27 protein-coding genes and 1 tRNA gene are annotated in these 25,527 nt (G+C 73.8%); 16 read left to right on the top strand and 12 right to left on the bottom strand.

From position 1 onward, the window contains the following. The first annotated feature begins 21 nt into the window (after window positions 1–21). Together JOE61_RS12010 and JOE61_RS12005 are read left to right on the top strand one after the other, a co-directional pair. Window positions 22–846: a DUF4097 family beta strand repeat-containing protein gene (locus JOE61_RS12010; protein WP_193668362.1), complete on the top strand. Its 825-nt coding sequence runs from the start codon at window positions 22–24 to the stop codon at window positions 844–846. Window positions 847–901: 55 nt separating this feature from the next. Next, entirely contained in the window at window positions 902–1,057 is a 156-nt protein-coding gene (locus JOE61_RS12005; RefSeq protein WP_193668364.1) for a hypothetical protein, read from the top strand. A gap of 28 nt (window positions 1,058–1,085) precedes the next feature. On the opposite strand, the gene JOE61_RS12000 is transcribed toward JOE61_RS12005, so the two are convergent. Genes JOE61_RS12000 through dcd form a run of 3 tightly spaced genes read right to left on the bottom strand, consistent with a single transcriptional unit; the run spans window position 1,086 to window position 2,892 of the window. Beyond that, window positions 1,086–1,433: a TraR/DksA family transcriptional regulator gene (locus JOE61_RS12000; RefSeq protein WP_193668366.1), complete on the bottom strand. Its 348-nt coding sequence runs from the start codon at window positions 1,431–1,433 to the stop codon at window positions 1,086–1,088. Further along, window positions 1,430–2,317: a sulfotransferase gene (locus JOE61_RS11995; RefSeq protein ID WP_193668368.1), complete on the bottom strand. Its 888-nt coding sequence runs from the start codon at window positions 2,315–2,317 to the stop codon at window positions 1,430–1,432. The genes JOE61_RS12000 and JOE61_RS11995 overlap by 4 nt, the downstream gene beginning before the upstream one ends. After that, window positions 2,317–2,892 (bottom strand): dCTP deaminase, encoded by a 576-nt coding sequence (gene dcd / locus JOE61_RS11990; protein WP_193668370.1) that lies wholly within the window; start codon window positions 2,890–2,892, stop codon window positions 2,317–2,319. Before dcd ends, JOE61_RS11995 begins: the two co-directional genes overlap by 1 nt. Before the next feature lie 65 nt (window positions 2,893–2,957). Here dcd and JOE61_RS11985 point away from each other — a divergent pair, with 65 nt between their 5' ends. The 4 genes from JOE61_RS11985 to JOE61_RS11970 all read left to right on the top strand — a co-directional run bounded on the left by JOE61_RS11985 (window position 2,958) and on the right by JOE61_RS11970 (window position 5,169). Continuing rightward, window positions 2,958–3,743, top strand: a complete 786-nt coding sequence (locus tag JOE61_RS11985) for an SGNH/GDSL hydrolase family protein (RefSeq protein WP_193668372.1) — start codon at window positions 2,958–2,960, stop codon at window positions 3,741–3,743. Between the two features lie 37 nt (window positions 3,744–3,780). Continuing rightward, window positions 3,781–3,856, top strand: a tRNA-Gly gene (locus tag JOE61_RS11980). 98 nt (window positions 3,857–3,954) lie between these two features. Continuing rightward, complete coding sequence (locus JOE61_RS11975) at window positions 3,955–4,455, top strand: DUF5994 family protein (RefSeq protein WP_193668374.1); 501 nt, start codon at window positions 3,955–3,957, stop codon at window positions 4,453–4,455. A 42-nt stretch (window positions 4,456–4,497) separates the two neighbouring features. Then, complete coding sequence (locus JOE61_RS11970) at window positions 4,498–5,169, top strand: DUF2461 domain-containing protein (RefSeq protein WP_193668377.1); 672 nt, start codon at window positions 4,498–4,500, stop codon at window positions 5,167–5,169. 14 nt (window positions 5,170–5,183) lie between these two features. Here JOE61_RS11970 and JOE61_RS11965 read toward each other — a convergent pair whose 3' ends face one another. After that, window positions 5,184–5,651, bottom strand: coding sequence for a nuclear transport factor 2 family protein (locus tag JOE61_RS11965; protein ID WP_193668378.1), 468 nt, complete (start codon window positions 5,649–5,651; stop codon window positions 5,184–5,186). A gap of 135 nt (window positions 5,652–5,786) precedes the next feature. Here JOE61_RS11965 and JOE61_RS11960 point away from each other — a divergent pair, with 135 nt between their 5' ends. After that, window positions 5,787–6,926 carry a hypothetical protein gene (locus JOE61_RS11960; protein WP_193668379.1) on the top strand — a complete coding sequence of 380 codons (1,140 nt, stop codon included), beginning with the start codon at window positions 5,787–5,789 and terminating at the stop codon, window positions 6,924–6,926. Between the two features lie 25 nt (window positions 6,927–6,951). Here the strand turns inward: JOE61_RS11960 and JOE61_RS11955 are convergent, their stop codons facing one another. Then, complete coding sequence (locus JOE61_RS11955) at window positions 6,952–7,410, bottom strand: RrF2 family transcriptional regulator (RefSeq protein ID WP_193668380.1); 459 nt, start codon at window positions 7,408–7,410, stop codon at window positions 6,952–6,954. A gap of 172 nt (window positions 7,411–7,582) precedes the next feature. Here JOE61_RS11955 and JOE61_RS11950 point away from each other — a divergent pair, with 172 nt between their 5' ends. The 4 genes from JOE61_RS11950 to JOE61_RS11935 all read left to right on the top strand — a co-directional run bounded on the left by JOE61_RS11950 (window position 7,583) and on the right by JOE61_RS11935 (window position 12,875). After that, a complete protein-coding gene (locus JOE61_RS11950) occupies window positions 7,583–9,442 on the top strand; it encodes an acyl-CoA dehydrogenase (protein WP_193668381.1) in 1,860 nt (619 codons plus the stop codon). 437 nt (window positions 9,443–9,879) lie between these two features. Then, window positions 9,880–10,359, top strand: coding sequence for a DUF6924 domain-containing protein (locus tag JOE61_RS11945; protein ID WP_193668382.1), 480 nt, complete (start codon window positions 9,880–9,882; stop codon window positions 10,357–10,359). A 92-nt stretch (window positions 10,360–10,451) separates the two neighbouring features. Then, entirely contained in the window at window positions 10,452–10,961 is a 510-nt protein-coding gene (locus JOE61_RS11940) for a DUF1877 family protein (RefSeq protein ID WP_193668383.1), read from the top strand. Between the two features lie 657 nt (window positions 10,962–11,618). Then, on the top strand, window positions 11,619–12,875 hold the full coding sequence (locus JOE61_RS11935; protein ID WP_193668384.1) for an HNH endonuclease: 1,257 nt from the start codon (window positions 11,619–11,621) through the stop codon (window positions 12,873–12,875). Window positions 12,876–12,898: 23 nt separating this feature from the next. On the opposite strand, the gene JOE61_RS11930 is transcribed toward JOE61_RS11935, so the two are convergent. Continuing rightward, window positions 12,899–13,792, bottom strand: coding sequence for a LysR family transcriptional regulator ArgP (locus JOE61_RS11930; RefSeq protein ID WP_193668385.1), 894 nt, complete (start codon window positions 13,790–13,792; stop codon window positions 12,899–12,901). A gap of 69 nt (window positions 13,793–13,861) precedes the next feature. On the opposite strand from JOE61_RS11930, the gene JOE61_RS11925 reads away from it, so the two are divergent. Next, window positions 13,862–14,467 (top strand): LysE/ArgO family amino acid transporter, encoded by a 606-nt coding sequence (locus tag JOE61_RS11925; protein ID WP_193668386.1) that lies wholly within the window; start codon window positions 13,862–13,864, stop codon window positions 14,465–14,467. A 27-nt stretch (window positions 14,468–14,494) separates the two neighbouring features. Here JOE61_RS11925 and JOE61_RS11920 read toward each other — a convergent pair whose 3' ends face one another. Then, on the bottom strand, window positions 14,495–15,358 hold the full coding sequence (locus JOE61_RS11920) for an MOSC domain-containing protein (RefSeq protein ID WP_193668387.1): 864 nt from the start codon (window positions 15,356–15,358) through the stop codon (window positions 14,495–14,497). After that, the gene (locus JOE61_RS11915) at window positions 15,355–17,097 is read right to left on the bottom strand and encodes an NHL domain-containing thioredoxin family protein (protein ID WP_193668388.1); all 1,743 of its coding nucleotides are present in this window, start codon (window positions 17,095–17,097) and stop codon (window positions 15,355–15,357) included. Before JOE61_RS11915 ends, JOE61_RS11920 begins: the two co-directional genes overlap by 4 nt. Before the next feature lie 90 nt (window positions 17,098–17,187). Between JOE61_RS11915 and JOE61_RS11910 the strand changes: the two genes are divergently transcribed. Then, complete coding sequence (locus JOE61_RS11910) at window positions 17,188–18,969, top strand: GAF domain-containing SpoIIE family protein phosphatase (RefSeq protein WP_193668389.1); 1,782 nt, start codon at window positions 17,188–17,190, stop codon at window positions 18,967–18,969. A 23-nt stretch (window positions 18,970–18,992) separates the two neighbouring features. On the opposite strand, the gene JOE61_RS11905 is transcribed toward JOE61_RS11910, so the two are convergent. Then, complete coding sequence (locus JOE61_RS11905; protein ID WP_193668390.1) at window positions 18,993–19,322, bottom strand: hypothetical protein; 330 nt, start codon at window positions 19,320–19,322, stop codon at window positions 18,993–18,995. 52 nt (window positions 19,323–19,374) lie between these two features. Between JOE61_RS11905 and JOE61_RS11900 the strand changes: the two genes are divergently transcribed. Beyond that, window positions 19,375–20,196 (top strand): maleylpyruvate isomerase family mycothiol-dependent enzyme, encoded by an 822-nt coding sequence (locus JOE61_RS11900; protein WP_193668391.1) that lies wholly within the window; start codon window positions 19,375–19,377, stop codon window positions 20,194–20,196. Then, window positions 20,193–21,137 carry an oxidoreductase gene (locus tag JOE61_RS11895; protein WP_193668392.1) on the top strand — a complete coding sequence of 315 codons (945 nt, stop codon included), beginning with the start codon at window positions 20,193–20,195 and terminating at the stop codon, window positions 21,135–21,137. Before JOE61_RS11900 ends, JOE61_RS11895 begins: the two co-directional genes overlap by 4 nt. A gap of 7 nt (window positions 21,138–21,144) precedes the next feature. Here JOE61_RS11895 and JOE61_RS11890 read toward each other — a convergent pair whose 3' ends face one another. Both JOE61_RS11890 and JOE61_RS11885 read right to left on the bottom strand, forming a co-directional pair. Beyond that, window positions 21,145–22,671 (bottom strand): hypothetical protein, encoded by a 1,527-nt coding sequence (locus tag JOE61_RS11890; RefSeq protein WP_193668393.1) that lies wholly within the window; start codon window positions 22,669–22,671, stop codon window positions 21,145–21,147. A gap of 4 nt (window positions 22,672–22,675) precedes the next feature. Further along, window positions 22,676–23,482, bottom strand: a complete 807-nt coding sequence (locus JOE61_RS11885; protein ID WP_193668394.1) for a crotonase/enoyl-CoA hydratase family protein — start codon at window positions 23,480–23,482, stop codon at window positions 22,676–22,678. Between the two features lie 24 nt (window positions 23,483–23,506). Between JOE61_RS11885 and pgm the strand changes: the two genes are divergently transcribed. Beyond that, window positions 23,507–25,156 carry a phosphoglucomutase (alpha-D-glucose-1,6-bisphosphate-dependent) gene (gene pgm, locus JOE61_RS11880; RefSeq protein WP_193668395.1) on the top strand — a complete coding sequence of 550 codons (1,650 nt, stop codon included), beginning with the start codon at window positions 23,507–23,509 and terminating at the stop codon, window positions 25,154–25,156. Between the two features lie 16 nt (window positions 25,157–25,172). Here pgm and JOE61_RS11875 read toward each other — a convergent pair whose 3' ends face one another. Then, the gene (locus JOE61_RS11875) at window positions 25,173–25,421 is read right to left on the bottom strand and encodes a hypothetical protein (RefSeq protein ID WP_193668396.1); all 249 of its coding nucleotides are present in this window, start codon (window positions 25,419–25,421) and stop codon (window positions 25,173–25,175) included. Window positions 25,422–25,527: the final 106 nt, after the last annotated feature.

Here is a 25,527-nt window from a genome sequence, read left to right as displayed (position 1 = left end):
CCCGGCATCCCAGGAGCCACCATGACCCACCACGAGCTCACCACCCCCGACCCCGTCGACCTGCACGTCGAGATCGGCAGCGGGCTGGTCCACCTCGACCTCACCGACCGGACCGGCACCACCACGGTCCGCGTCGAGGGCCGCGACGCGGCGCAGGTCGCGGTCGACCACGACGGCGGCACCGTCAGCGTCGTCGCGCCGCGCCGCGGCCTGCTCGGCGCCGGCACCAGCCCCCTGCAGGTGCACGTCAGCGCCCCGCCGAGCAGCCGACCGGCGATCCGCACCGGCAGCGCCGGCGTCGTGGTCGAGGGCGTGGCGGGCGCCACCCGGGTGCGCACCGGCTCCGGCGACGTACGCCTCGACGTCCTGGAGGGCGAGTCGAGCGTCGAGACCGGGTCGGGCGACCTGGGCGTCGAGCACGCGCGGGCCGGGCTGCGGGTCAAGACCGGGTCGGGGCAGGTGCTGCTCGGGGACCTCGGCGCCGACGCGACGGTCTCCACGGGGTCCGGCGACGTGCGGGTGCGCCGCAGCGCCGGCGCGTTCACCCTCAAGACCGGCTCGGGCGACCTGCGCGTCGACGAGGCCGGCGGCGACGTCTCCATGAGCTCGGGCAGCGGCGACCTGCTCCTGGGCCGCATCACCCGCGGCCGCGTCGACGTCAAGGGTGCCTCGGGTGCACTGCGCGTCGGGGTGGCGCCGGGGACCCCCGTCTGGGCCGACGTGCGCACCCTCTCGGGCCGCATCCACTCGGCGCTGCCGCCCACCGGGGCGCCCGCCGACGGGCAGGACCACGTCGAGGTGCACGGCGTCCTGGTCAGCGGCGACGTCACCCTGCACGAGGCCTGACCCCTGCCCTGCCCCCTCCGCACCATCCACCACACATCGACCCAGGGAGAGCCCCATGAACGAGCAGCACACGATGATCGAGGCCGAGGCCCGCGCGCTGGTCAGCGACCGCCTGGTGCGCGCCCGCGCGCCCCGGATGCCCGCCACCACGCTGCCGCGGCACCGGCTGGCGCGCGGCCTGCGGCGCGTCGCCGACCGCCTCGACCCCTGAGGCCGGCGCCCCCGCCGGGGGCTACGGCTCAGCGCGACGCGCAGGCGACGCAGGTGCGGGCGCCCGGTCGGACCTCGAGCCGCGCGGCGGGGATGTCGCGCCCGCACCGCTCGCACACGCCGTACGTGCCGGCGGCCTCGCGCTCCAGCGCCGCGTCGAGGTCGCCGAGGCGCCGCTCACCCTCGCGCAGCAGCGCGGCGACCTGGGAGCGCTCGAAGGCGATGGTGGCGCCCTCCGGGTCGTGCTCGTCGTCGGCGTTGTCGCGCTCGGAGGCGGCACGGAAGCCCTCGAGGTCGGCACGCAGCAGCGCGAGCCGCTCGAGCACCTCGGCGCGCTCGGCCTCGAGCCGGGCCCGGGCGCCCGCGGGCCCGCTCACAGGAAGCGGGCCGAGGCCCACCGCGACCCGACGTCGAGGTGGGGGTAGGCCTGGTCGATGCCCGCGTAGACGTCGCGGTAGTGCCGCGCCACCTGGGCCACCAGCTCGTCGGGCAGCACCTCGGTGGTGCGCGGGGTCTGGTTGGGCCGGGACTCGGTGTCGGGCTCGATCGGGGAGAGCCCCAGGTCGGCGGTCAGGGCGGCCAGCGAGGCGGGCTCGAAGAGCGTCTCGTAGAGCACCACGTGCACCTGGTCGGCGGGCAGCGCCTCGCGCACCCGCGCCAGCGTCAGGTCGTAGCGGGTGCGCGCCGCGACCTCGTCGCCGGTGTGCAGGCGCCGCACCCAGTCGGCCGAGCCGCCGGGGTAGCGGGAGGGCTGGCGCATCTGCATCATCCGCACCGCCGACCAGATCCGCTCGACGGGGTCGCGCAGCGACATCAGCACCCGCATCTGCAGCCCGCGCCGCTCGACGCCCTCGCGCAGCATCGCCAGGCGCGGCGCGCCGAGGCCGCCGTACGCCGGCGTCAGGTCGCCGGTCAGCCGGGCCCGGCCGGGCCCGACCAGCGAGGCGAAGTAGTCGAAGTAGGAGTCCGGGTCGAGCATGAACGTGGCCTGGCGCAGCGCGCGCACGTCGGCGCTGCGTCCGCCCGTGGCCAGCGTGTCCAGGGCGGTGCGGCCGCGCTTGAGCACCCGCTTGAGCCCGGGCAGGTCCTCGTCGAGGTCGAGCCGGTCCCAGACGTGGTACTCCTTCATGAAGCCCAGGTCGGTCTCGGCGGAGGAGCCGAGGTAGTCGTGCAGCCAGGCCGTGCCGCCCTTCTGGCAGCCCGTGCCGAGCAGGAAGACCGGGCGGTCCTCGTCGGGGCGCAGGTCGTCGGCCGGAGCCATCAGATCGTGGTGCGGTGGAAGCTCTGGAACGAGCGCGAGGGCGTCGGGCCGCGCTGACCCTGGTAGCGGCTGCCGTACTTCTCCGAGCCGTAGGGGTGCTCCGAGGGCGAGGTGAGCCGGAAGAAGCAGAACTGCCCGATCTTCATGCCGGGGTAGAGCTTGATCGGCAGCGTGGCGACGTTGGCCAGCTCGAGGGTGACGTGCCCGCTGAAACCGGGGTCGACGAAGCCGGCGGTCGCGTGGGTGAGCAGGCCCAGCCGGCCCAGGGACGACTTGCCCTCGACGCGCGCGGCGATGTCGTCGGGCAGCGAGACGACCTCGTAGGTCGAGCCGAGCACGAACTCGCCGGGGTGCAGGATGAACGCCTCGTCGCCCTCGGGCTCGATCATCCGGGTCAGGTCGGACTGGTCGGCCGCCGGGTCGATGTGCGGGTACTTGTGGTTCTCGAAGACCCGGAAGAACCGGTCGAGGCGCACGTCGATCGACGACGGCTGCAGCATCGTGGGGTCGAACGGGTCGAGGGCGACCCGCCCGGCGTCGATCTCGGCCATGATGTCGCGGTCGCTGAGGAGCACGGGCGCCAACCTACCGCCCGCGACCCGCCCGCGGGAGCAGCCGGGCACCGGGGAGAATGGTGGCCATGAGCTCGAGCCCCCGCTTCGCCCGCTACGTCGCCCTCGGCGACTCCTTCACCGAGGGGGTCGGCGACCACGACCCCGCGCGTCCCAACGGGGTGCGCGGCTGGGCCGACCGGGTCGCCGAGGTCCTGGGCGCGCACGACCCCGGCTTCGCCTACGCCAACCTCGCCATCCGCGGTCGCAAGCTCGCGCCGATCCTCGACGAGCAGCTCGAGCCGGCGCTGGCGCTCGGGCCCGACCTCGTCACCGTCTACGCCGGTGCCAACGACATCATGCGGCCCTCGGTCGACCTCGACACGCTGCTGGCGTCGTACGAGGAGATGATCGCGCGGCTGCGCGCCACCGGGGCGGAGGTGCTCGTGTGGACCTCGGCCGACCCGGGCGGCTCGGCGACGTACAAGCTGGTGCGCGACCGGTTCCGCCGCTACAGCGAGGGCGTGCGCGAGATCGCCGCCCGCCAGGGCGCGCGGGTGCTCGACTACTGGCACCTCGGCGAGTACGCCGACTGGCGGATGTGGGACGCCGACCGGATGCACATGGGCCCGGCCGGCCACCAGCGGATGGCGATCGAGGTGCTCGACACCCTCGGGGTCGCCCACGACCTGGAGCCGCTGGTGCTGGCCGACCCCGGCCCGACGTCGTGGGCGCAGCGGCTGCGCACCGACGCCACCTGGGTGCGCAGCTTCCTGGTGCCGTGGGTGCACCGCCGGGTCACCGGACGCTCGTCGGGCGACGGGATGGCACCGCGCTACCCCGAGTACACCCGGATCGCACCGGCCGGCGCGTGATCGTCTAGCATGGCCGCGCACCACCTCGGTGGTGCGTGCGGACGTAGCTCAGTTGGTAGAGCGCGACCTTCCCAAGGTCGATGTCGCGAGTTCGAGTCTCGTCGTCCGCTCCACGAATGCCTCCCCCGCCCCCTCGGGCGTACTCTCGAGGCGAATGACCGTCCGCTCGAGCCCGCCGGGCCGCTGCGCGGACGGTCGAGAGGCACACGTCATGACGACGGCCACCGCACCCTCCTCCCCCGCCTCCTCGCCGGCCGGACCGCCCGACGCCGGCCACCTGCGGCTCCGGCTCACCGAGCACCAGGGCCACGACCACCTCGACGGCGGGTGGTGGCCGCGCAGCCGCGACCTCAGCGTCGAGCTGCGCGAGCTGGTCGACGGCTTCCCGCCCGACCGGGGCCGCATCGTGCGGGTCCTCTACTCCCCGCCGGCCTGGGAGAACCGCCCCACCCGCTCCCTGCCGGTCGCCGCCGGCCAGGTCAAGGTCGGGTTCTTCCCCCACGACGACACCCACCTGGTGCACCTGACGATGACGGACCGCAGCGTGTGGCTGCTGGCCGTCGTGCCGCCGGAGTTCAGCGACGGGCACGGCGAGGAGGCGCTCCTGGCCGCCGCCACCCCCGGCAACCACCACGACGCGAGCGACCTCCTGCACACCGTCGAGGGCGAGGCCGCGAGCATCGTCGCCGACCACTGGGCCGCCGGCGTCTGAGGTCACCCGCCCGGTGGGCTCGCGGCGTCCTAGGCTCGGGGCATGACTCCACCAGCGACCAGCGGCGCGGGCGGGGCCCCCGGTGAGTTCACCGGCTTCCCGTCCGCCGCCCTGGACTTCTACGACGACCTCGAGGTCGACAACACGAAGTCGTACTGGGAGGCCCACAAGCACGTCTACGCCGCGTCGGTGAAGGCGCCGATGACGGCGCTGTGCCAGGCCCTGGAGCCGGAGTTCGGGCAGGCCAAGATCTTCCGGCCCTACCGCGACGTGCGCTTCGCGAAGGACAAGACGCCGTACAAGACCCACCAGGGGGCGTTCGTCGCGGTGGGCCCGGCGACCGGCTGGTACGTCGAGATCTCGCCGCGCGGCCTGCGCACGGGGGCCGGGTTCTACGAGGCCGCGGGCACCCGGCTGGCCTCGTTCCGCGAGGCGGTGGCCCACGAGCGGTTCGGCCCCGAGCTGGAGTCGCTGGTCGCCGCCGCGGTCGCCGAGGGCTTCGAGCTGGGCGGCGAGCGCCTCAAGACCTCGCCGCGCGGCTTCGACGCCGACCACCCGCGCATCGAGCTGCTGCGCCACAAGTCGCTCACGCTGGGCCGATCCCACGGCTTCGAGCCGGTCATCCACACCCCCGCCGCCCTCGACCTGGTGCGCGACGACTGGCGGACCCTGCGTCCCCTCGTGGAGTGGCTGGCGCGGCACTGCCAGGACTGAGGTCCGCCGCCGGGTCAGGGGGCGCGGTAGGTGGCCATCGTGCGCTCGGGCTCCCAGAAGGCGCGCATGGAGCGCACCCGGCCGTCGTCGCCGACGGTGTAGACCATGACGAGGTCGGTGTGGGTGGAGCCGCCGTCGGCGAAGGCGGTGTGGATGGTGCCGACGTTGGCGCAGGTCGAGCCGTTGGCGAAGGACTCCCTGATCTCGAACCGGAAGGTCGCGATCGGCTCGATCGCCAGGCGCCAGAACGCGGCGATGCCCTCGTGGCCGTGGTGGCCGCGCCCCTCGGGGTCGAACATCGAGGGACCGACGGGGTCCTCCAGCACCGCGTCCTCGGCGTAGACGCCGAGCCACTCCTCGAGGTCGCCCTTGGCCACCGCGGAGTACGAGCGCATCGACGCCGTCCGGGCCGGGTGCTCGTCGAGCGTGGCGTGCCACTCCACGGCGGGTGAGCTGATGGCAGGCGGGAGCGAGGTGGTCATGCGAGGCATCGTAGGACCGAAGTGGAACATGTTCTAGCGCCAGGACGGGAGCGAGGCCAGGGCGTCGACGAGCCGTGACGGCGACGACACCCGCAGTTCACCCGCCCGCCGCGAGGCGCTGCGAGCGTGAGCACCATGAGCAAGCGCAGGTTCGTCCTCCACATCGGGCTCGAGCACTCCGGCGCCGACGGCGTCGCGGCCGGGCTGGCCGAGCACCGCGAGCGGCTCCTGGAGCTGGGCGTACGCAGCCCCGCCCGCACCCCCGACGACTCGCTGCGCGCCGCGATCGAGATGCGGCGGCTGCACAAGGCCTGGGGCTTCAAGCGGCGCGAGGTCGAGGGCGCCTGGGCCGACCTGGTCCGGCGCGCCCGCAAGCAGGGCGCCACCGCACACGCTGCGGTGGTCGTGAGCGAGGAGCTGCTCGCGGGCGCGTCGCCCGACCAGGTAGCGCTGCTCCTGGACTCCCTGGGCGGCTTCGACGTGCACGTCGTGGCGACGCTGCGCGACCCCGCCTCCCAGCTGGTCGACGGCTGGGCGGGGGCGGTGCGCGCCGGCGGGTCGCTCTCGCTGCGCCGCTACTCGCGCCGCGTGCTCGACAGCGGCCGCGAGACCGAGGAGGCCCGCGACTTCTGGGCCGGCCAGGACGTGGCCGCGGTCCTGCAGCGCTGGCGCTCCGAGCTGCGCAGCCCCGACCGCCTGCACGTCGTCGTGCCCGCCCCCGGCCAGGACCGCACCGAGGCCACCTGGCGCACCATCGCCGAGCTGGTCGGGGTCCAGGCCGAGGGCCTGCCGATGCGCGAGCCCGAGCGCAGCCCGCTCGGCCCGGTCGGCCTGGGCGTGCTGCGCCACGTCAACCGTGCGGTCGACGGCCGCGCCCAGGTCCGCGAGTCGCGCGCCGCGCTCGACGAGCAGCTGCGCGTCCACGAGCCCGACGGGCTGGGCCAGAGCACCACGGGCGGCCTCTCGCCCGAGCTGCACGACGAGCTCTGCGACCTGGCCGACGCCTGGGCCAAGGCGGTCGCCGAGGGCGGCTACAGCCTGGTGGGCGACACCGCCCACCTGCAGCCGGCCTCCCCGCTGGCGCTGGGAGCGGCGTACGCCGCCGACACCAGCACCACCGACCAGCGCCTGGCCTCGGCCACCGACGCCCTGGCCGACCTGCTCGTGGAGACGACGCGGCTGCGCGAGCACAACGACGAGCTCGAGGCGCGGGTGGCCAAGCTGGCCCGCAAGAAGGCCACGCTCAAGGCCCGGCTCGCCGCTGCCATGGGCTAGTCACCCGGTCGAGCGACGCCGGGCGTCAGTGCGGCTGCCAGGCGTCCTCGTCGGCGGTGCGCTCGGTGACCTGTGCCGGCAGGTCGCGGTCGGCGAGCTGCCGGATCGAGACCTGCTCGAAGACGTCGCGCAGCGAGCGGCGGGCCGCGATCCACACGTGCTGGAGCACCTCGGCGGACTCGTTGTACTCCACCGCCTCGGGACGCAGCCCGTAGACCGAGACCAGCGGCCCGTCGACGGCGCGGATCACGTCGGCCACCGAGACGCCCTCGGGCTCGCGCGCCATCCGCCAGCCACCGGACTGCCCGCGCTGCGACATCACGATGCCCGCGCGGCGCAGGTCGGCGAGGATCGCCTGCAGGAAGCCGTGCGGGATGTCCTGGACCCGGCCGAGCTCCTCGGCGCTGACGGCCTTGCGGTCGGTGCGGCCCGCCATCTCGATCAGCGCCCGCAGGGCGTAGTCGGACTTCGCGGAAACTCGCACGAGTCCAGTGTCTCAGACGAGTCGATCAAGCAACTCGACTATCAGGGTCCGCGACCCGGCCGGGTGATCCTGTTGCGAGTCAAGTTACTGGCCCGTACCATTCAAGTTACCGACCAGTATGACCTGCGTCTGCCGGCCGGCCGTAGACCTGACGACGAAGAAGGTGGGGGCCGTGAGCCACTACAAGAGCAACCTGCGCGACATCGAGTTCAACCTGTTCGAGGTCCTGGGCCGTGACGAGGTGCTGGGCACCGGTCCCTTCGGCGAGGTCGACAGCGACACCGCGCGCGAGATCCTGGCCGAGGTCGACCGGATGGCCCGCGAGGAGCTGGCGGCCTCCTACGAGGACAGCGACCGCAACCCGCCGGTCTTCGACCCCGAGACCAGCACCGCGCCGATCCCCGAGTCCTTCAAGAAGAGCTACCAGGCCTGGATGGACTCCGAGTTCTGGCGCCTGCAGATCAACGAGGAGCTCGGCGGCACCCCCGCCCCCTCGAGCCTGGTCTGGGCGCTCGGCGAGCTCGTCCTCGGCTCCAACGCCCCCGTGTGGATGTACGGCGCCGGCGCGCCGTTCGCCGGGGTCGTGCACCGCAACGGCAACGAGCGCGACAAGCGCATCGCCGAGATCATGGTCGAGCGCCAGTGGGGCGCCACGATGGTGCTGACCGAGCCCGACGCGGGCTCCGACGTGGGTGCCGGCCGGGCCAAGGCCACGATGAACGACGACGGCTCGTGGAACATCGAGGGCGTCAAGCGCTTCATCACCTCGGCCGAGCACGACATGAGCGAGAACATCATGCACCTCGTGCTCGCGCGCCCCGTGGGCGTCGAGGGCGCGGGCGGGCCCGGCACCAAGGGCCTCTCGCTCTTCCTGCTGCCCAAGCACCACTTCGACCACGAGACCGGCGAGCTGACCGGTGAGCGCAACGGCGTCTACGTCACCAACGTCGAGCACAAGATGGGCATCAAGGTCTCCAACACCTGCGAGGTCACCTTCGGTGAGAAGGAGCCTGCCAAGGGCTGGCTGCTCGGCGAGGTGCACAACGGCATCGCCCAGATGTTCCAGGTCATCGAGAACGCCCGGATGATGGTCGGCACCAAGGCCATCGCCACCCTGTCCACCGGCTACCTCAACGCGCTGGAGTTCGCGAAGTCGCGCCAGCAGGGCGCCGACCTGACCCAGTCGGGCGACAAGACCGCCCCCCGCGTGGCGATCACCGCCCACCCCGACGTCCGTCGCTCGCTGATGGTGCAGAAGTCGTTCTCGGAGGCGATGCGCTCCCTGGTCTTCTACACCGCGGCGTGGCAGGACAAGATCATGGTCGCCGAGCACGAGGGCACCATGGACACCGAGGAGACCAAGCTCGCCGAGGCCGTCAACGACCTGCTCCTGCCGATCGTCAAGGGCTACGGCTCCGAGCGCTCGTGGGTGCTGCTGGGCACCGAGTCGCTGCAGACCTTCGGCGGCTCCGGCTTCCTGCAGGAGTACCCGATCGAGCAGTACGTCCGCGACGCCAAGATCGACACCCTCTACGAGGGCACGACCGCGATCCAGGGCCAGGACTTCTTCTTCCGCAAGATCGTCAAGGACCAGGGCAGGGCGCTGGGCCACCTCGCCGCGCAGATCCAGGGCTTCATCGACAGCGAGGCCGGCAACGGTCGCCTGAAGAACGAGCGCCAGCTGCTGGCCACCGCCCTCGACGACGCCAACGCGATGGTCGGACACCTCATCAACGACCTGATGAGCGCCCAGGACGAGATCCGCAACATCTACAAGGTCGGGCTCAACACCTCGCGCCTGCTGATGGTGCTCGGCGACGTCGTCTGCGCCTGGCTGCTGCTGCGCGGCGCCGAGGTCGCGCTGGAGAAGCTCGGCGGCGACGTGTCGGCCAAGGACAAGTCGTTCTACGAGGGCAAGGTCGCGGCCGCGCAGTTCTTCGCGTCCTACAACCTGCCCAAGATCAGCAGCGAGCGGGCGATCGCCGAGACGGTCGACCTGTCGCTGATGGACCTCGACGAGGCCGCGTTCTGACCTGAGGCACAGCACGACCACGGGCCGCCGTCGGCTCCGCGCGAGCGGGTGCCGGCGGCGGCTCGGTGGTTGACGACCGTCCCGCTGTACCGACCGTGCCTTCGGTTGGCGAGGCCAGACAGCCGACTGCGGCGGTGTCGCCGTCGGAAGGACCGACGACCTCCCCGAACCATCCGCTCGTGCCGAGGTCCGTGCAGCCCGGGGACTCCGCTCCGGGCCCGTAGCCGAACGGGCACAACGCTTCGCCAGGCAGCCCCGACACCGGCTCTCCGCAGGGGCGCACGGCGCGACGGGCTGTTGTGCCCGTTCGACTACGACCTGCTCGAGCGGAACTGACGCGGGGGCTGGCATCCGACTCTGCCGAGCAGCGGTCGCGTCGGCTTGATGGATCTCGGGGCGGGCTGCGCGCAGAGACAAGGATCAGCAAAGATCCGGGAATGGACCTCGATCGCATTGCTCGACTCTTCGCCGACGGCCCGATGCCGCTCATCCGCACCGACTTTTCTGCGGACGCTGCATGGCACAGAGTGGTTGAGGAGGTGTCGCGGGAAGTCGACCTCGTCGGTGACGGTGATGCGTACACCCCAAACTTGGAGGCAATCTCAGACACTGGCTTCGACTCAATCTCTGCTGAGATCCTCGCGAGCGCTTGGCCGCGGGAGCACCACGGCTACGTCATCTTCGCGGACCACCGCTCGATGCGAGAGGCGAGATCCGGCGGCGAGTTGACGGTGGTGTTCGTAGACCTGAGCGCTGATGAAGAGGATGAGGAGGAGTTCGGGTGGGTCTTCGGCCAGGCGTTCAGGTGCATAGCGAGCGAAGTCGCTTCAATCGAAGCCAACCTGTCGATCGCGAACATGGACTTCCCTGATTTCGCCGGTGCCGTCCATGACGACGGGGTCTTCCGAGGTTTCTAGTTCCGCGCGCTCGTCTAGCAGCCGCGATGAGCGCGGTCGCGCCGATGTCCAGATGCGGGTCGGCATGCTCGATGGCGGTGGATACTGGCTCGATGCCCATCGTCCAGAACCTCGCACGTCTCGATGAGGCGACCCTCGTCGCCTGCTCGTCGTCCGTCGCAGTGCTCGACGACGTCTGTTCGTTTCGCGCGCTGGACCGCGACGAGTATCTGGACCTCGACTGGGCACCAGCACCTTTGGAGCAAGCAGCCAGAATCGCGCAAGTCCCCGCATCCCTGCTCGAGGGACTGGCCCGCGCCACCGCAGGGGGCGAGGAGGCCAACGCGGCGTACCGGGAGATGCCTGACAGCATCTGGGAACATCCCGTGACGTCGCTCAACCCGACCGAGGTGCGACGCGTGCACGAGCAGTTGCAGGAGCTGAGACGCGTTGACTTCCTCTCTTCGGCCACAGCGACTGAGGCTTTCGTCCGAGCTGGCGCAGAGTTCTCGCCACCCGAGGCTGATCCTCTCGAGAACCTCCGCCCACACTTTCAAGCGCTTTGCGACTTCTATGCGACAGCGGTCGAGCGGAGACTGGGCGTTCTGATGTGGTGGGACTGAATGTCCGGATCTGCTCCGTCTGGCCGGAACCGAGTGAGCGTCCGTACCGTCGGAGCACTATGCGAATGACGCCGACACTGGCGGTAATGGCGCTGCTTTGCGCCTGCACTGCTCCCGCTACGGACAACGAGCCGTCGGCTCAACGCCAGGAAAGCGCGACGCCTGCCGATGCCCCAGCAGGGCTCACCTGCGCTCGCCAGAAGCGAGCGCAGGCGTACCCGGGACGCTCGTTTGCGACAGTGAGCAAGGCAGCGAGGTGGGGAGTCCCAGCAAACGGGGAGGTCGGGGACGTTCTGAAGAGGAACAGGTACACGGTGGTCTTTGCCATCCTCGACGACTCGGGGGATGTTGTGGCGGAGTTGGGCATCGAGCGCCTCAACGGAGGCTGGGCGCGAGCCAGCCGTACGACCTGCGCGTAGTGCATTCATCTGCCGCGTCGAGGGCGCCCGCGGCCATCCCGTTCGCCCGTTGGGCGGCGCAGCGACCGCCCTCCTCCAGCCCCGGCGTCCTTGGGGTGCGCACCGGACGGATCGCCTGAGCGCTGTAGCGGGCCGGTTGCGCAGGTCGCTACGCCACCACCCCGCGCGGCGTCGAGGGCCATCCACAGCCGCGCGTAGACCCTGGACACGGCCGGCCGACCCCCCTAGAATAGAACACATGTTCGAAGCCGTCGTCGACCCACTTCCCGGTACGCCGGGCGAGTGTGTCGCGATGCTGGAGGAGCTCGAGGCGCTGAAGTCCCACCTGGCTGCGCGCCAGGCCAGACTCGCCGCGCACCTCGACGACCTCCAGGGCGACGCCTCGGCCCGCTCGGTCGGCGCCCAGGTCGCGCTCGCTCGCCACGAGTCGCCCCACCGCGGCACCCGGCTGCTGGCGATGGCCTGCACCCTGGTCGACGACCTGCCCCACGTGCTGGCGGCCCTCGACGACGGACTGATCAACGAGCACCGCGCCGAGATCCTCGCCAGCGAGGCCGAGCACGTCCACTCCGCCCTGCGCCCCGACTACGACACCGCCCTGGGCGAGCTGCTGGGCACCGGGGTCCCCCTGGGCGACCGGTCGCTGCGCCTGGCCGCGCAACGCATCGCGATGCGCCTCGACGACCAGGCCGCCGCCCGCCGCCGCGAACGCGCGCACCGCAACCGCCACGTCACCTCCCGGCGACGCGAGGACGGCACCACCCAGATCACCGCGGTCGTCTCCGACGTCCACGCCGCCGCGATCATGCAGTCCCTGCACCAACGCGCCGCCCAGCTCAAGAACCAGCCCGACGAGGACCGATCCCACTCCCAGATCGTCGCCGACCTGTTCGTCTCCCGCCTCACCGGCCAGATCACCGCCACCCACACCCCCGTCGCGCTCAACATCGTGATCTCCGCCGAAGCGCTGCTCGGCGACGGTGACGAGCCCGCCGAGGTCGTGCCCATGTACGGCGGCGCCGGCGGACCCATCCCCGCCTCCGTCGCTCGGCGCCTGGTCACCTGTGCCCCCGAGATGGGCACCCGCGTCCGGCGCCTCTTCGCCGACACCGACCAGCTCGTCGCCATGGAATCGACCTCGCGGACCTTCGACGGCCTCCTGCGCCAGTTCATCACCCTCAGGGACCGGACCTGTCGCACCCCCTGGTGCAACGCCCCCCTCCGCCAGCACGACCACATCACCCCCGACCACGCCGGCGGCCCCACCAGCGCCCCCAACGGCCAAGGCCTCTGCACCGCCTGCAACCAGCTCAAGGAAGAACCCGGCTGGCACCACCGCCTCCTGCACCACTACGACCTCGACCCCCACGACGTCGAGACCACCTCACCCGCCGGCCAAACCACCCGCACCCGCGCCCCCGACCCACCCGGCCTCATCCCACCCGACCCCACCTGGACCGAGGAATCACCCGGCCACTGGGTCCTCAGCGCCTGAAGTCTGCGGCGGTCGACGAAGGCTCAGGCCCGCAGGTGCCGCCGCGCCGCGCCGCGCACGGCGTCGCTGAGCCGGTCGAGGACCTCGGAGCCCAGCCGCCAGCGCTGCCAGTGCAGCGCCACGTCGAGGTGCTCCTCACCCGCCAGCGCGACGAGCGCCCCGGCCTGCAGGGCGGGCACGAGCTGGGGCTCGGGCACCATCCCCCAGCCGAGCCCGGCCTCGATCGCGGCCACGAAGTCGGCCGAGGTCGGCACCCGGTGCACCACGCGGGGCGGGGCCGCGCCGCGTCGCGCCAGCCACTGGTCCTGCAGGGCGTCCTTGTCGTTGAAGACGACCATCGGCAGCCGCGACCAGTCGGGACGCACCGCCTCCCCCGGCCCGACCAGGGCGGGGGCCGCCGCGGGCCGGTAGCGCAGCGTCCCCAGCGGCTCGACCCGGCAGCCCTGCACCGCCACCGGGTCGCTGGTCACCGCACCCAGCACCCGGCCCTCGCGCAGCAGGTCGTGCGACCACGCCTGGTCCTCGACGTGCAGGCCCAGCGCCACCCCCGGCCACTGCGCCACGACCGCCAGCACCTCGCGGAACCAGGTCGCGAGCGAGTCGGCGTTGACCGCCACGCCCAGGTCGAGCCGCGGGACAGCCCCGTCGGCGTCCTCCGGGTCGAGGCCCAGCTCGGCCCGGGCCTCGGCCGCGAGCAGCGCCTGGGCCCGCCCGAGCCGCACCAGCACGGCGCCGGCGTCGGTGGGGGTGCACGGCGTCGCCCGCCGCACGAGCACCTGGCCGACCTCGGACTCCAGGGCGCGGACCCGCTGGCTCACCGCACTGGGCGTCACGTGCAGCGTGCGGGCGGCGGCCTCGAAGGTGCCGGTGTCGCAGACCGCGACCAGGGCGGCGAGCTGGGGTGCGGCGTACGTCATGAAGCAACGCTAAGGCATGCGCAGGAACATTCGCTGTCCTTCACGCACAGCGGCGCCTAGCCTCGTCGCATGACCTCCACCGCCCTCGCCGGGCTGCTCGCCGGGCTCGGCCTGATCGTCGCGATCGGCAGCCAGAACGCCTTCGTGCTGCGCCAGGGCCTGACCCGCCAGCAGGTCGGGCCCGTGGTCGCGGTCTGCGCGCTCTCCGACGCGGTGCTCATCGTCGCCGGCGTGGCCGGCATCGGCACCCTCGTCGAGCAGGCGCCCGGGGTGCTGGTGGTGGTGCGCTGGGCCGGCGCGCTCTTCCTGGCGACGTACGCCGCCCTGTCGCTGCGGCGGGCAGCTCGCGGTGGCGAGACGCTCGAGGCCGCGGCGCAGGGCGTGACCCGGCTGGTGCCGGCGGTGCTGACCACGCTGGCGCTGACCTGGCTCAACCCGCACGTCTACCTCGACACGGTGCTGCTGCTCGGCTCGCTGGCCAGCGGCTACGGCGCCGACGGGCGCTGGGCCTTCGCCGCCGGCGCCGCGCTGGGCTCGGTGGTCTGGTTCGTCGGGCTGGGCTACGGCGCCCGGCTGGCCTCGGGGCTCTTCGCCCGCCCCGGCGCCTGGCGGGTGCTCGACCTGCTGATCGGCATCGTGATGCTCGCCCTGGCCGTCTCGCTCGCGCTGGGCTGACTCCTGGGCTGACCGCTGGGCTGGACCTCAGCGCACCGGCCGGATCGGCCCCGCCCCCGGCTCCACGGCCTCGAGCACCTCGACCGCGTCGCCCTCGCGGATCGTGACCGGGCGCCCGTCGGGCAGGTCGGGCACCAGGTTGGTGCCGAACCAGGTGGCGCCGTCCCAGCGCCGGATCCTGGCCAGCGAGGCGATCGGCTCCTTGCCGCCCTCGGCGGTGCCGGGGTCGAGCGTGGTGATCACGCAGCGCGCGCAGCCCTTGACGGCGCGGAAGTCGACGCCGCCGATGCGGACCCGGCGCCAGTCGTCCTCGGCCCAGGCCGTCACGCCGTCGACGACGACGTTGGGGCGGAAGCGCGTCATCGGCAACGGCTCGTGGGCGCCCTGGCTGCGCTCGAGCACCACGTCGTTGAGGGCCGCGAGCGAGGCCGTGGTGGTGACCAGCAGCGGGTAGCCGTCGGCGAAGGAGACCCGGTCGTCGGGGGCGGCGTACTCGGCCGAGACGGGCCTGCGGGTCGGGTCGTCGAGGTGCACCAGGCGTGCGGGGCGCCCGAGCACCTCGCCGAGCCAGGCGTCGGCCTCCTCGGCGTGGGCGGCGGTCAGCTCGGAGCGCCACAGCCGCACCGGCACCTGGCGGCCCGGGTCGGGGTCGGCCACGTCGAGCGGCTCGGCACCCGGCGCCCGCACGCGCAGCCCGGCGGCGGTGATCTCGGGGTCCAGCAGCAGCAGCGGGTGCACCTCGCGCGCGGTGAGCGCCAGGCCGTCGGGGTCGACGACCATCCAGCGCCGGTCGCCGGCCAGGCCCCACGGCTCCACCGACGCCGCGTCGAGCCGCTCGCCGCGCGCCGACTTCAGCGGGTAGCGGTGGACGGAGCCGAGCCGGGCGCTCACCCGGCACCGCCCAGCGGCAGCGTGAGCACCGCGGGCGCCCCGTCGACGACGCGCACCGGCACGCCCCAGTCCTGCTGGTGCATCCGGCAGGCGGCGCCCTCACCGCCCTCGACGTCGCAGGAGGCGGCGCGGGCCGCGACGTGCAGGACGCCCTCGCCGGCGTGCGGGTCGAGCACCAGCGAGCGGGTCAGGGCGGTGCCGCGGCCGCCTCCCTCGCGCAGCAGCCCCGGCGGGGTGGCCTCGACGACCAGCTGGGAGGGCGGGCCGAACCTGTCGTCGACCTTCTGCCCCGGCGGCGGCTCGAAGGTGACGACCAGCTCGACCGCGCCGGAGACCTCGGTCACCGGGCGCTGCGTGGAGTGCGCGAACCCGTCGACGGTCGCCACCGAGCCGAGCGGCACCCGGGCCAGGCGGTGCGCGGCCGACTCGACGACCACGAGCACCGTGGGGTCCTCGGGGTCGAGGTGGGCGCCGCTGGGCTCGGCCAGGCCGGTGGCCAGCGTGCTCAGCGTCGCGGTCGCCGGGTCGAAGCGGCGTACGGCGCCGTTGTAGGTGTCGCACACCGCCACCGAGCCGTCGGGCAGGACGGTGACGCCCAGCGGGTGCTGCAGCAGCGCCTGGTCGGCGTCACCGTCGCGGAAGCCGAAGTCGAAGAGGCCGCTGCCCACGGCCGTGCCCACCTGGGCGTCGGCGTCGACCCAGCGCAGCGACGAGGTCTCGCTGTCGGCCAGCCAGAGCCGGTCGCCGGCCGGCGCGAGGCCGGAGGTCTGCGCGAACCACGCCTCGGCGGCGGGGCCGTCGAGCAGCCCCTCGTGGGCGGTGCCGGCCGCGACCGCCACCTCGCCGGTGCGCGGGTCGAGGGTCCACAGCTGGTGGATGCCCGCCATCGCCACCCACACCCGCTCGCCCCACCAGGCCACGTCCCACGGCGACGAGAGCCGGCTGGTGCCGTCGCCGCTCATCCACTGGGTGCCGTCGCCGGCCAGGGTGCGCACCTCGCCGGTCGCGAGCTCGAGCCCCGCGAGCCGGTGCCCGACGGTGTCGGCGACCACGACGTCGTACCCGACCTCGGCCGCCACGTCGGGCGGCAGCAGGCACAGCCCGTTGGGCTCGCGGAAGCCGCCGGTGCGGCGCACCACGGCTCCCCCGGCGTCGAGCTCGACGACCTCGTCGTGGCCGGCGTCGGCGACCAGCACGCCGCCGCCGGGCAGCGGCACCGCCTTGGCCGGGAAGCGCAGGTCGGTCGGCTCCACCACCGGCGGCACGTACGGCGACCCGGCGGGCTGCAGCGTGCCGCGCTCGCGGTGCTGGGGCACCAGGTCGGCCAACAGCGCCTCGATCGCGTGGGCGTGGCCCTCGCCGGCGTACTGCGCCACCACGTAGCCCTCGGGGTCGACCAGCACCAGGGTCGGCCAGGCCCGGGCGGTGTAGGCCTGCCAGGTCACCAGCTCGGGGTCGTCGAGCACCGGGTGGTGCACGCCGTAGCGCTCGACCGCCGCGGCCAGCGCGACCGGGTCGGCCTCGTGGGCGAACTTCGGGCTGTGCACGCCGACCACCACGAGCTCCTCGGCGTACGCCGCCTCGAGGGGGCGCAGCTCGTCGAGGACGTGCAGGCAGTTGACGCAGCAGAACGTCCAGAAGTCCAGCAGCAGGAAGCGCCCGCGCAGGTCGCTCAGGGACAGGGGGCCGTCGGTGTTCAGCCAGCCACGACCGACCAGCTCAGGGGCTCGTACGCGCACCCCGCCATTGTGGCGGGCTCACCCGAACGCGTCCGGGCCGGGCCCGGCCTGCGATACCGTGGCCCCCTGAGACGACGGAGGTCGCACGCCATGCCCCACCCCGACCTCCGGGCAGGTCCCGAGGCCGACCTGCACGTGACCTACGACCGCTACGCGCGGATGGTGCGCCGCTCGCTGGGCTCCGACATCGCGCTGGTCAGCCTCGTGGAGGAGCACCGCCAGGTCTTCGTCGGCGCCGACGGGCTGCACGTCGAGACGGCCGGCGAGGTGGCGGACTCGCGCGAGACCCCGCTGACGCACTCCTTCTGCCAGTGGGTGGTGGCCGACCAGGCCCCGCTGGTGATCTCCGACGCGCGGCTCGACGACCGGCTGCACACCAACCTGGCGATCCCCGACCTCGGCGTCATCGGCTACGCCGGCTACCCCATCCGCGACCACCGCGGCACCATCGTCGGCTCGCTCTGCGCGATCACCCACGAGCCGCGCGAGTGGACCGGCGAGGACCTCGCGTCGCTGCAGGACCTCGCCGCGGCCTGCTCGAGCGAGCTGGCCCAGCGCGGGCTGCGCGAGGAGGCCGCGCTGGCCGCGGAGTCGGCGGCCACCCTGACCCGGCGCAGCAGGGTGCTGCTGGCGCTGAGCGAGGGCCTGGCCAGCACCCGCACCCTCGGCGACGTCGCCGTGGCCGTCGAGCAGGTCTCGATCGACCAGCTGGGCTGCTCGCGCGCCGGCATCTGGATCGACGACCCCAGCCTGCTGGCGGGCACCTCGGAGCCGGCGCGCGCCGACGCCACCCTGCACTACGTGCCCCGCACCGGCGACGACTGGCGCTCAGCGCGGCTCAACCAGCAGCTGGGCCTGGACCACTCCAACCCGCTGGGCAGCGCGATGGTGCGCCACCGGCCGGTGTGGTTCCGCGACCGTGCCGCCCAGAACGAGCAGTACCCCGATCTCGACCTGTCCGCGCAGATCGGCGAGGCCCGTGCCTTCCTGCCGCTCTACGACACCGACGGTCTCGCACTGGGGGCGATGGCGCTGCTGTGGGACGAGGCACGCGACCAGACCGCCGAGGACCTGACCACGATGACCGCGCTGGCGTCGTACACCGCGCAGGCGCTGAGCCGCGCGCTGCTGGTCCAGGAGCGGCTCGACGCCCTGGTGACGCTGCAGAGCGCGCTGCTGCCGGCGCTGCCGCGCAGCACCGCCCACGAGATCGCCGCGCGCTACCGGCCCGCGGCGGCGCGCGACCAGGTCGGCGGCGACTGGTACGACGCCGTGGTGATGCCCGGTGGCGACACCTCGCTGATGATCGGCGACATCGTCGGGCACGACCTCGGCGCGGCCGCGACGATGGGCCAGGTGCGCAACATGCTGCGCGCCATCACCTGGGCCGTCGACGACCGCCCGGCCGCCAACGTGCGGCTGCTCGACCACGCCCTGCACGACCTCGAGGTCGAGGGCCTGGCCACGCTGGTGCACGCCCGCATCGAGACCGACGCCGACTCCGAGGGCAGCTGGCTGGCCTGGACCAACGCCGGCCACCCGCCGCCGCTGCTGCTGTGCCCCGACGGGCGGGGCCGCTACCTGCAGGACGGCCCGCCCGACCTGATGATCGGCGTGCTGCCCGACGTCGAGCGCGCCGACCAGCGCACCCTCGTCGACGACGGGTCCACCCTGCTGCTCTACACCGACGGGCTGGTGGAGCGGCGCGGCGAGCACCTCGACGAGGGCCTCGAGCGGCTGCGCGAGGCGGGCTCGCGCCACGCGCACCTGCCGGTGGAGAAGTTCCTCGACGCGGTGCTGCGCGACCTCGTCGACGCCGACCTCGACGACGACATCGCCGTGATGGCGGTGCGCTTCACCCCCACCGGCTGAGGCGGACCGCCCCGGACAGGGGATCAGCCCTGGTCGCGGCGCTCGTGCAGGCGCTGCTGGGCGGCCTCGAGGTAGGCCAGGCAGGGGGCGTCCTCGTCCGGGTGCCGCTCGGTGAGGTGGAAGGTCCAGCGGTCCATCGCGGCCAGGTAGCCGTTGTCGGCCCCGGGCCGGTACGTCGACCAGGGGCGGCGCTCGGTGCGGCCGGTGGCCCGCGCAGACGCGGCGGTGGTGCACTGGGCGCAGGCGATCCGGTAGACGAAGGAGTCGTCGGCGCCCACGTCGATCGTCACCGTGGACAGTGCGCCCGCCTCGGCCGCGGCCTTGCGGGCCCGTGCCGATCGTGTCGCCGCCATGGGCACCCCTTCCCTCGACGCGCGAGCCTACGGGGGCCTTAGGCTGCGGGCCATGAGCGCCCCCGACGACAGCGACCTCCTCGCCGGCTGGACCCAGACCTGGTGGCAGGCCATCGACGACTTCACCACCCTGCTCGAGGACCTCGACGAGGCCGAGTGGGACACCCCGACCGACCTGGCCGGCTGGGACGTGCGGGCGGTGGCCTCCCACGTGGCCCACCTCGAGCAGGTGCTGGCCAGCGGCGTCGAGGAGCACGCCGAGGTCGGCGAGCCGCCGCACGCCACGGGCCTGATGAACCTCTACACCGAGATCGGCGTCGTGAACCGCCGCGAGGCCTCGCCCGACGCGATCATCAACGAGATCCGCTCGGCCGCGACCACGCGGCGTACGGCGCTGCTGGCCGACCCGCCGAGCGACGCCGCCGCCGCGCCGGAACGCTCCTTCGGCGGGGTGCCGTGGAGCTGGGGCACGCTGCTGCGCAACCGGCCCCTCGACGTGTGGATGCACGAGCAGGACGTGCGGCGCGCCACCGGTCGGCCCGGCGGGCTCGACAGCGCCGCGGCGCAGCACACGATCGAGTACCTCTCGGAGTCGATGGGCTACGTGCTGGCCAAGAAGGCGGGCGCGCCGGCGGGGACGACGCTGGTGCTCGAGGTGGAGGGCTGCGAGCCGACCGCCTTCGCGGTCGGCGACGACGGTCGCGGGCGCCCGGTGGCTGCGCCGGCGACCCCGACCCTGGCCCTGGGCATGGACCGCGACACGTTCGTGCGGCTGGTCGGCGGGCGCTGCGCGGCCGAGCCGGGCGCCGTACGCGTCGAGGGCGACCAGGAGCTCGCCGCCCGCGTGCTCGACCAGATGGCCACGACCCCGTGAGCCGCGAGGTCACCACCGACACCTGGCGGCTCGCCGACATCCCCGACCAGGCCGGGCGCACCATCGTGGTCACCGGGCCGTCGGTGGGCGGGCTGGGCCACGCCACGGCGCTCGAGCTGGCCCGCCGCGGCGCCCGCGTGGTGCTCGCCGGGCGCACCGGGGCCAAGCTCGACGAGGCCCGCGACGTGATCGAGGCCGAGGTGCCGGGAGCGGACCTCGAGGAGATGCTGGTCGACGTCTCCGACCTCTCGTCGGTACGCCGCGCGGCGGCCGCCGCCGGCCGGCTGGGCCCGATCCACGTGCTGGTCAACAACGCCGGCGTGATGGCCACGCCGTACTCGCGCACCGCCGACGGCCTCGAGCTGCAGATGGCCACCAACCACTTCGGGCCGTTCCTGCTGACCGGGCTGCTGCTGCCCCAGCTGGTCGCCAGCGAGGGCGGGCGGGTGGTGGCGGTGTCGTCGCAGTTCCACCGCGCCGCGCGCAGCGCCCCGCTGGAGGACCCCCGCGACACGGGGCGCCGCTACTCGCGGTGGCCGGCGTACGCACGCTCCAAGCTGGCCAACCTGCTCTTCACCCACGAGCTCGACCGGCGCTGCCGGGCCGCCGAGGTGCCGGTGCTCGCCACCGCCGCGCACCCCGGCTTCGCCGGCAGCCACCTCGCGGTCAACGGCCAGTACGGCCGCACCAGCGGCGGCGTCGCCTCGATCCTCGACGCCGCCATCAAGGCGGTCTCGCAGCCGGTGGCCCACGGCGCCTGGCCGACGCTGATGGCCGCCACCGCCGACCTGCCGGGCGGCACCTACTGCGGCCCGGGTGGGCTGGGCGAGATGTCCGGCGCCCCGCAGGTGGTCACCTCGCGGAGCCTGGCCCACGACGAGGACGCGCAGCGGCGGCTGTGGGAGATCAGCGAGCAGGTCACCGGCGTCCAGTACCCCTGACCGGCCCTCAGCGCTGCTCGTCACGCACCCGGACGAGCCCGGCGAGGGTGGCGGCGTACGCCGCACCGTCGGGGCCGAGGGCGAGCGCCGAGCGGTGGGTGTCGTGCAGGACGCCGCGGCCGGTGCGCACGGAGAAGGCGGGGCGTCCGGTGCGCACGTCGAGGGCGGAGAGGTACCACGCGTCGACGCCCCACCAGCTGCGCCGCTTGGTCCAGGCGTAGAGCAGTCCCGCGGCCGGCGCGAGCGCGGGGGTGGCGGAGGGGGCCACCGCCTCGGAGGTCCAGGCCGGCACGCACTCGCGGCCCACCACGTCGACGCGGGCCAGGCCGCCGGCGGGCACCCGGCCGAGCAGGGTGCGCAGCGGGCCGTCGTAGCCGTGGGTGTTGGCGACCACGACCCCGCGCCCGACCGCCACCAGGGCCCCCTCGGCGGCCGAGGCGTCGTCGTCGAAGAGCTCGCTCTGGCAGACCCGGGCGCCGTCGGCGGCGTCGTGGACCACGACGTGCATCCGCGGGTTGGCGTTGTCGGTGATCGCCACCAGTCCGTCGGCCAGCACCGTCGCGGGCGAGCCGCTGCCCTGGCTGCGCTGGCCGGGCTTGCGGCCGCTGCCGCGCTCGTAGGCGCTGCGCCAGGTGGCGACCGGGTCGCCGCGGCGTACGTCGAGGCGGTGCAGCGCGGCCTGGGTGACGACGTAGACGCCGCCGTCGGGGCCGGCGGTCAGCGGCTGGTCGACCTCCTCGCCGAGCTCGAGCAGCCGCGGCGGGCCGCCGAGGGGGTCGACGAAGCCGGCGCGGCCCTGGCGGGTGACGAACCAGGTGCGGTCGTCGCTGTCGGGCCGCACCGCCAGCAGGCAGTCGTCCTCGGGCAGCACCCCGGTCAGGTCGTGGGTCTCCTCGGTGGTCAGGTCGGCCTCGCCGGCGCCGTCGGCGGTGGCGACCACGAGGATCCGCCGGTCGGCGGTCGGCACCACCACCCGGTCGAGCCCGTCGAGGTGGAACGAGACCTCGGCGCAGGCGTCCCCCGCCTCGGCGGGCGGGTCGGGCAGGTCCTTGCTCGCCAGCGGCCGCAGGGAGTCGGCGTCGACGACCCGCAGGCGCTGGTCGTCACCCTCGCCGCACAGCACCACCAGCCGCCCGCCGGAGGTGAAGACCAGGCCGCCGCACTGGTCGGTGCCGTAGAGCGCCGAGTCGACCTCGGGGCTCAGCCCGAGCGGCCCGTCGCCGGCGGCCGCGTCGGCGTCGGGGGCCACCACGCTCAGCGGCTGCGGGGTGAAGGGCCGCCCGGTGTAGCCGGGGGTGACCAGGGCGCCCGACCCGCTGGGCAGCGGCAGCAGCCCGTCGGGGGCGACGACGACCAGCCCGGTCAGCACCACGGCCGCCAGCGCCCAGGCGGCCACGACGCGGGAGCCGGGCCGCCACGCGCGGCGTACGCGCGGGTGGGCCAGCGACGCGAGCGCCAGCAGCGGCACCAGCGGGCCCAGCCAGAACCACAGCAGGCCCAGGCCGAGCAGGACCGCCGTGCGCCAGAGCCTCACCCGCTCAGCGCTGGCGCGAGCCGAACTCGGGGGTGATCCGGGCGAAGGCGGCCTCGCGGGCGACCTTGGTGTTGCGCGCGAAGAGCAGCCACGCCTGCTCGACCCGTTCGCGGGCGAAGGTGTGGCGGGCCGAGGAGGTCCAGGTGTCGTCGAAGAGCCGCTTGGCGGCGGCGAGCTGGTCGGGCGAGCGGGCCTTGAGCTGCTCGGCGAGCTCGAGGGCGGCGGCGACCGGGTCGCTGTCGACCTCGGTGACCAGGCCCAGGTCGTGGGCCTCCTTGCCGGCCAGCGTCTCGGCGGTCATCGTCAGCCGCTTGGCCACGTCGATGCCCACCAGCTCCTTGAGCGAGCGGACCCCCGACATGTCGGGGATGATCCCCCACTTGCCCTCGAGCACCGACCACCTGGAGTCGGGCGTGGCGATGCGGAAGTCGGCGGCCAGGGCGATCTGCAGCCCGCCGCCCAGGCAGTGCCCGTGCACCGCCGCGATCACCGGCACCGGCAGCCGCCGCCAGGCCCAGCAGGCCTCCTGGAAGGTGTTGGTGCCGCGCCAGGGCCGCGGCACGAAGGCCAGCGCCACCCGGCCCGGCGTGCGCATCACGGTGGCGAAGTCGAGACCGGCGCAGAACGCGTCGCCCTCGCCGGAGAGCACCACCGCCCGGATCGACCGGTCGCGGCGCAGCATCCGCGCCGTCGAGACCAGCTCGTCGAGCACGTCGAGGGTCAGCGCGTTGAGCTTGTCGGGGCGGTCGAGGCGCACGTGGGCGATGCCGCCCTCGATGGTGCAGGCGACGTGTCCGGGCCGGTGGGTCATGCGCTCATGATGCATGATGCACAGATGAGCCACGAGCGTGCCGGGACCACCGCCGAGCCAGCCGACCTCATCGACGTCGCGCAGGTCGTGACCGCGTACTACACCGGCGTCCCCGACCCCGAGGACCCCGACCAGCAGGTCGCCTTCGGCACCAGCGGGCACCGCGGCTCCTCGCTGCGCACCGCCTTCAACGAGACCCACATCCTGGCCACCACGCAGGCGATCTGCGACTACCGCCGCGAGCAGGGGTACGACGGCCCGCTGTTCATCGGCCGCGACACCCACGCGCTCTCGGAGCCGGCGTGGTCGACGGCGCTGGAGGTCCTGGTCGCCAACGACGTCACCGTGCTGGTCGACGACCGCGACGGCTACACGCCCACCCCGGCGGTCTCCCACGCGATCCTGCGAGCCAACGGGTCTCGACCGGCGGGGTCGGGATCGGGGCTGGCCGACGGCATCGTGGTCACCCCCTCGCACAACCCGCCCGCCGACGGCGGCTTCAAGTACAACCCGCCCCACGGCGGCCCGGCCGACTCCGACGCCACGAAGGTGATCGCGGCGCGGGCCAACGAGCTGATCCGCGGCGGCCTCGACGGCGTGCGGCGGGTGCCGTTCGCGCGGGCCCGGGCGGCAGCGACGGCGTACGACTTCCTGGGCACCTACGTCGACGACCTGCCCACCGTGGTCGACCTCGAGGCGATCCGCCGGGCGGGGGTGCGCATCGGCGCCGACCCGCTGGGCGGGGCGTCGGTGGCCTACTGGGGCGAGATCGCCGATCGGCACGGCCTCGACCTCACCGTGGTCAACCCGCTGGTCGACCCGACGTGGCGCTTCATGACCCTCGACTGGGACGGCAAGATCCGGATGGACTGCTCGTCGCCGTCGGCGATGGCCTCGTTGGTGGCCCAGAAGGACGCCTACGACATCGCCACCGGCAACGACGCCGACGCCGACCGGCACGGCATCGTCACCCCCGACGCCGGGCTGATGAACCCCAACCACTTCCTGGCCGTGGCGATCGGGCACCTCTTCGGCGGCGCCCGCCCCGGCTGGCCGGCCACCGCGCGGATCGGCAAGACGCTGGTCTCGTCGTCGATGATCGACCGGGTCGCGGCCTCGCTCGACAAGCCGCTGGTCGAGGTGCCGGTGGGCTTCAAGTGGTTCGTGCCGGGGCTGCTCGACGGCTCGTTCGGCTTCGGCGGCGAGGAGTCGGCGGGGGCCTCGTTCCTGCGCCGCGACGGATCGGTGTGGACCACCGACAAGGACGGCCTGCTGCTGTGCCTGCTCGGCGCCGAGATCCTCGCCACCAGCGGGTCGACGCCCTCGCAGCAGTACGCCGCACTGGTCGCCGAGCACGGCGACCCGGCGTACGCCCGGGTGGACGCCCCGGCGACCCGGGAGGAGAAGGCGGCCCTGGCCGCGCTGAGCCCCGACGCGGTGAGCGCCACCGAGCTCGCCGGCGAGCCGATCACCGGCCGGCTCACCGAGGCGCCCGGCAACGGCGCCGCGATCGGCGGGCTGAAGGTCACCACCGAGTCGGCCTGGTTCGCCGCACGCCCCTCGGGCACCGAGGACGTCTACAAGATCTACGCCGAGTCGTTCCGCGGCGCCGACCACCTCGCCCAGGTGCAGGCCGAGGCCCGCGAGGTCGTCGGCGCCGCCCTGGGCGACTGAGGGGCCCGTCGGGCCGTCAGCTCATGCCCATGACGAGCGCCGCGCCCAGCGCCATGCCGACGATCGTGGTCACGATGGAGCCGATGCCGACGTAGAGCCCGAAGGGCTTGTCGCCCTTGGAGTGGGCCACGAAGCCCAGCACGGCGCCGATCGGGCCGAGCACGATCGGAAGGACCACCAGCGCGAGGACGCCGAGGACGGCGCCGATGATCGACAGGGTGCGCCCGGGCTTGGTGCCGGCGGTGCTGGTCTGGGTCTGGGACATGGGTCTTCCTCTCGTCGGCGGTGGCGCCCGTGGGCGCCGCGTCCTGGCAGGCATGCCCGGTCGCGCCGACGTCTACACCTCACCCCCAGTCGCCTGGGGAGGGCGC

This window comes from Nocardioides salarius, from assembly GCF_016907435.1.
Taxonomy (GTDB): Bacteria; Actinomycetota; Actinomycetes; order Propionibacteriales; family Nocardioidaceae; genus Nocardioides; species Nocardioides salarius.
Note: the sequence above shows the minus strand (reverse complement) of the source record. Positions and strands in the feature narration are given on the sequence as shown.

What these genes read in the sequence shown, in the direction of transcription:
- JOE61_RS12010 (WP_193668362.1), top strand. Translation starts at nt 22, where the DNA reads ATGACCCACCACGAGCTCACCACCCCCGACCCCGTCGACCTGCACGTC.
- JOE61_RS11975 (WP_193668374.1), top strand. Translation starts at nt 3,955, where the DNA reads ATGACGACGGCCACCGCACCCTCCTCCCCCGCCTCCTCGCCGGCCGGA.
- JOE61_RS11965 (WP_193668378.1), bottom strand. Translation starts at nt 5,651, where the DNA reads ATGACCACCTCGCTCCCGCCTGCCATCAGCTCACCCGCCGTGGAGTGG.
- JOE61_RS11885 (WP_193668394.1), bottom strand. Translation starts at nt 23,482, where the DNA reads ATGACCCACCGGCCCGGACACGTCGCCTGCACCATCGAGGGCGGCATC.
- JOE61_RS11905 (WP_193668390.1), bottom strand. Translation starts at nt 19,322, where the DNA reads ATGGCGGCGACACGATCGGCACGGGCCCGCAAGGCCGCGGCCGAGGCG.
- JOE61_RS11935 (WP_193668384.1), top strand. Translation starts at nt 11,619, where the DNA reads ATGTTCGAAGCCGTCGTCGACCCACTTCCCGGTACGCCGGGCGAGTGT.
- JOE61_RS11910 (WP_193668389.1), top strand. Translation starts at nt 17,188, where the DNA reads ATGCCCCACCCCGACCTCCGGGCAGGTCCCGAGGCCGACCTGCACGTG.
- JOE61_RS11940 (WP_193668383.1), top strand. Translation starts at nt 10,452, where the DNA reads ATGCCCATCGTCCAGAACCTCGCACGTCTCGATGAGGCGACCCTCGTC.
- JOE61_RS11970 (WP_193668377.1), top strand. Translation starts at nt 4,498, where the DNA reads ATGACTCCACCAGCGACCAGCGGCGCGGGCGGGGCCCCCGGTGAGTTC.
- JOE61_RS11945 (WP_193668382.1), top strand. Translation starts at nt 9,880, where the DNA reads ATGGACCTCGATCGCATTGCTCGACTCTTCGCCGACGGCCCGATGCCG.
- JOE61_RS11985 (WP_193668372.1), top strand. Translation starts at nt 2,958, where the DNA reads ATGAGCTCGAGCCCCCGCTTCGCCCGCTACGTCGCCCTCGGCGACTCC.
- JOE61_RS11930 (WP_193668385.1), bottom strand. Translation starts at nt 13,792, where the DNA reads ATGACGTACGCCGCACCCCAGCTCGCCGCCCTGGTCGCGGTCTGCGAC.
- JOE61_RS11900 (WP_193668391.1), top strand. Translation starts at nt 19,375, where the DNA reads ATGAGCGCCCCCGACGACAGCGACCTCCTCGCCGGCTGGACCCAGACC.
- JOE61_RS11925 (WP_193668386.1), top strand. Translation starts at nt 13,862, where the DNA reads ATGACCTCCACCGCCCTCGCCGGGCTGCTCGCCGGGCTCGGCCTGATC.
- pgm (WP_193668395.1), top strand. Translation starts at nt 23,507, where the DNA reads ATGAGCCACGAGCGTGCCGGGACCACCGCCGAGCCAGCCGACCTCATC.
- JOE61_RS11875 (WP_193668396.1), bottom strand. Translation starts at nt 25,421, where the DNA reads ATGTCCCAGACCCAGACCAGCACCGCCGGCACCAAGCCCGGGCGCACC.
- JOE61_RS11995 (WP_193668368.1), bottom strand. Translation starts at nt 2,317, where the DNA reads ATGGCTCCGGCCGACGACCTGCGCCCCGACGAGGACCGCCCGGTCTTC.
- JOE61_RS12005 (WP_193668364.1), top strand. Translation starts at nt 902, where the DNA reads ATGAACGAGCAGCACACGATGATCGAGGCCGAGGCCCGCGCGCTGGTC.
- JOE61_RS11960 (WP_193668379.1), top strand. Translation starts at nt 5,787, where the DNA reads ATGAGCAAGCGCAGGTTCGTCCTCCACATCGGGCTCGAGCACTCCGGC.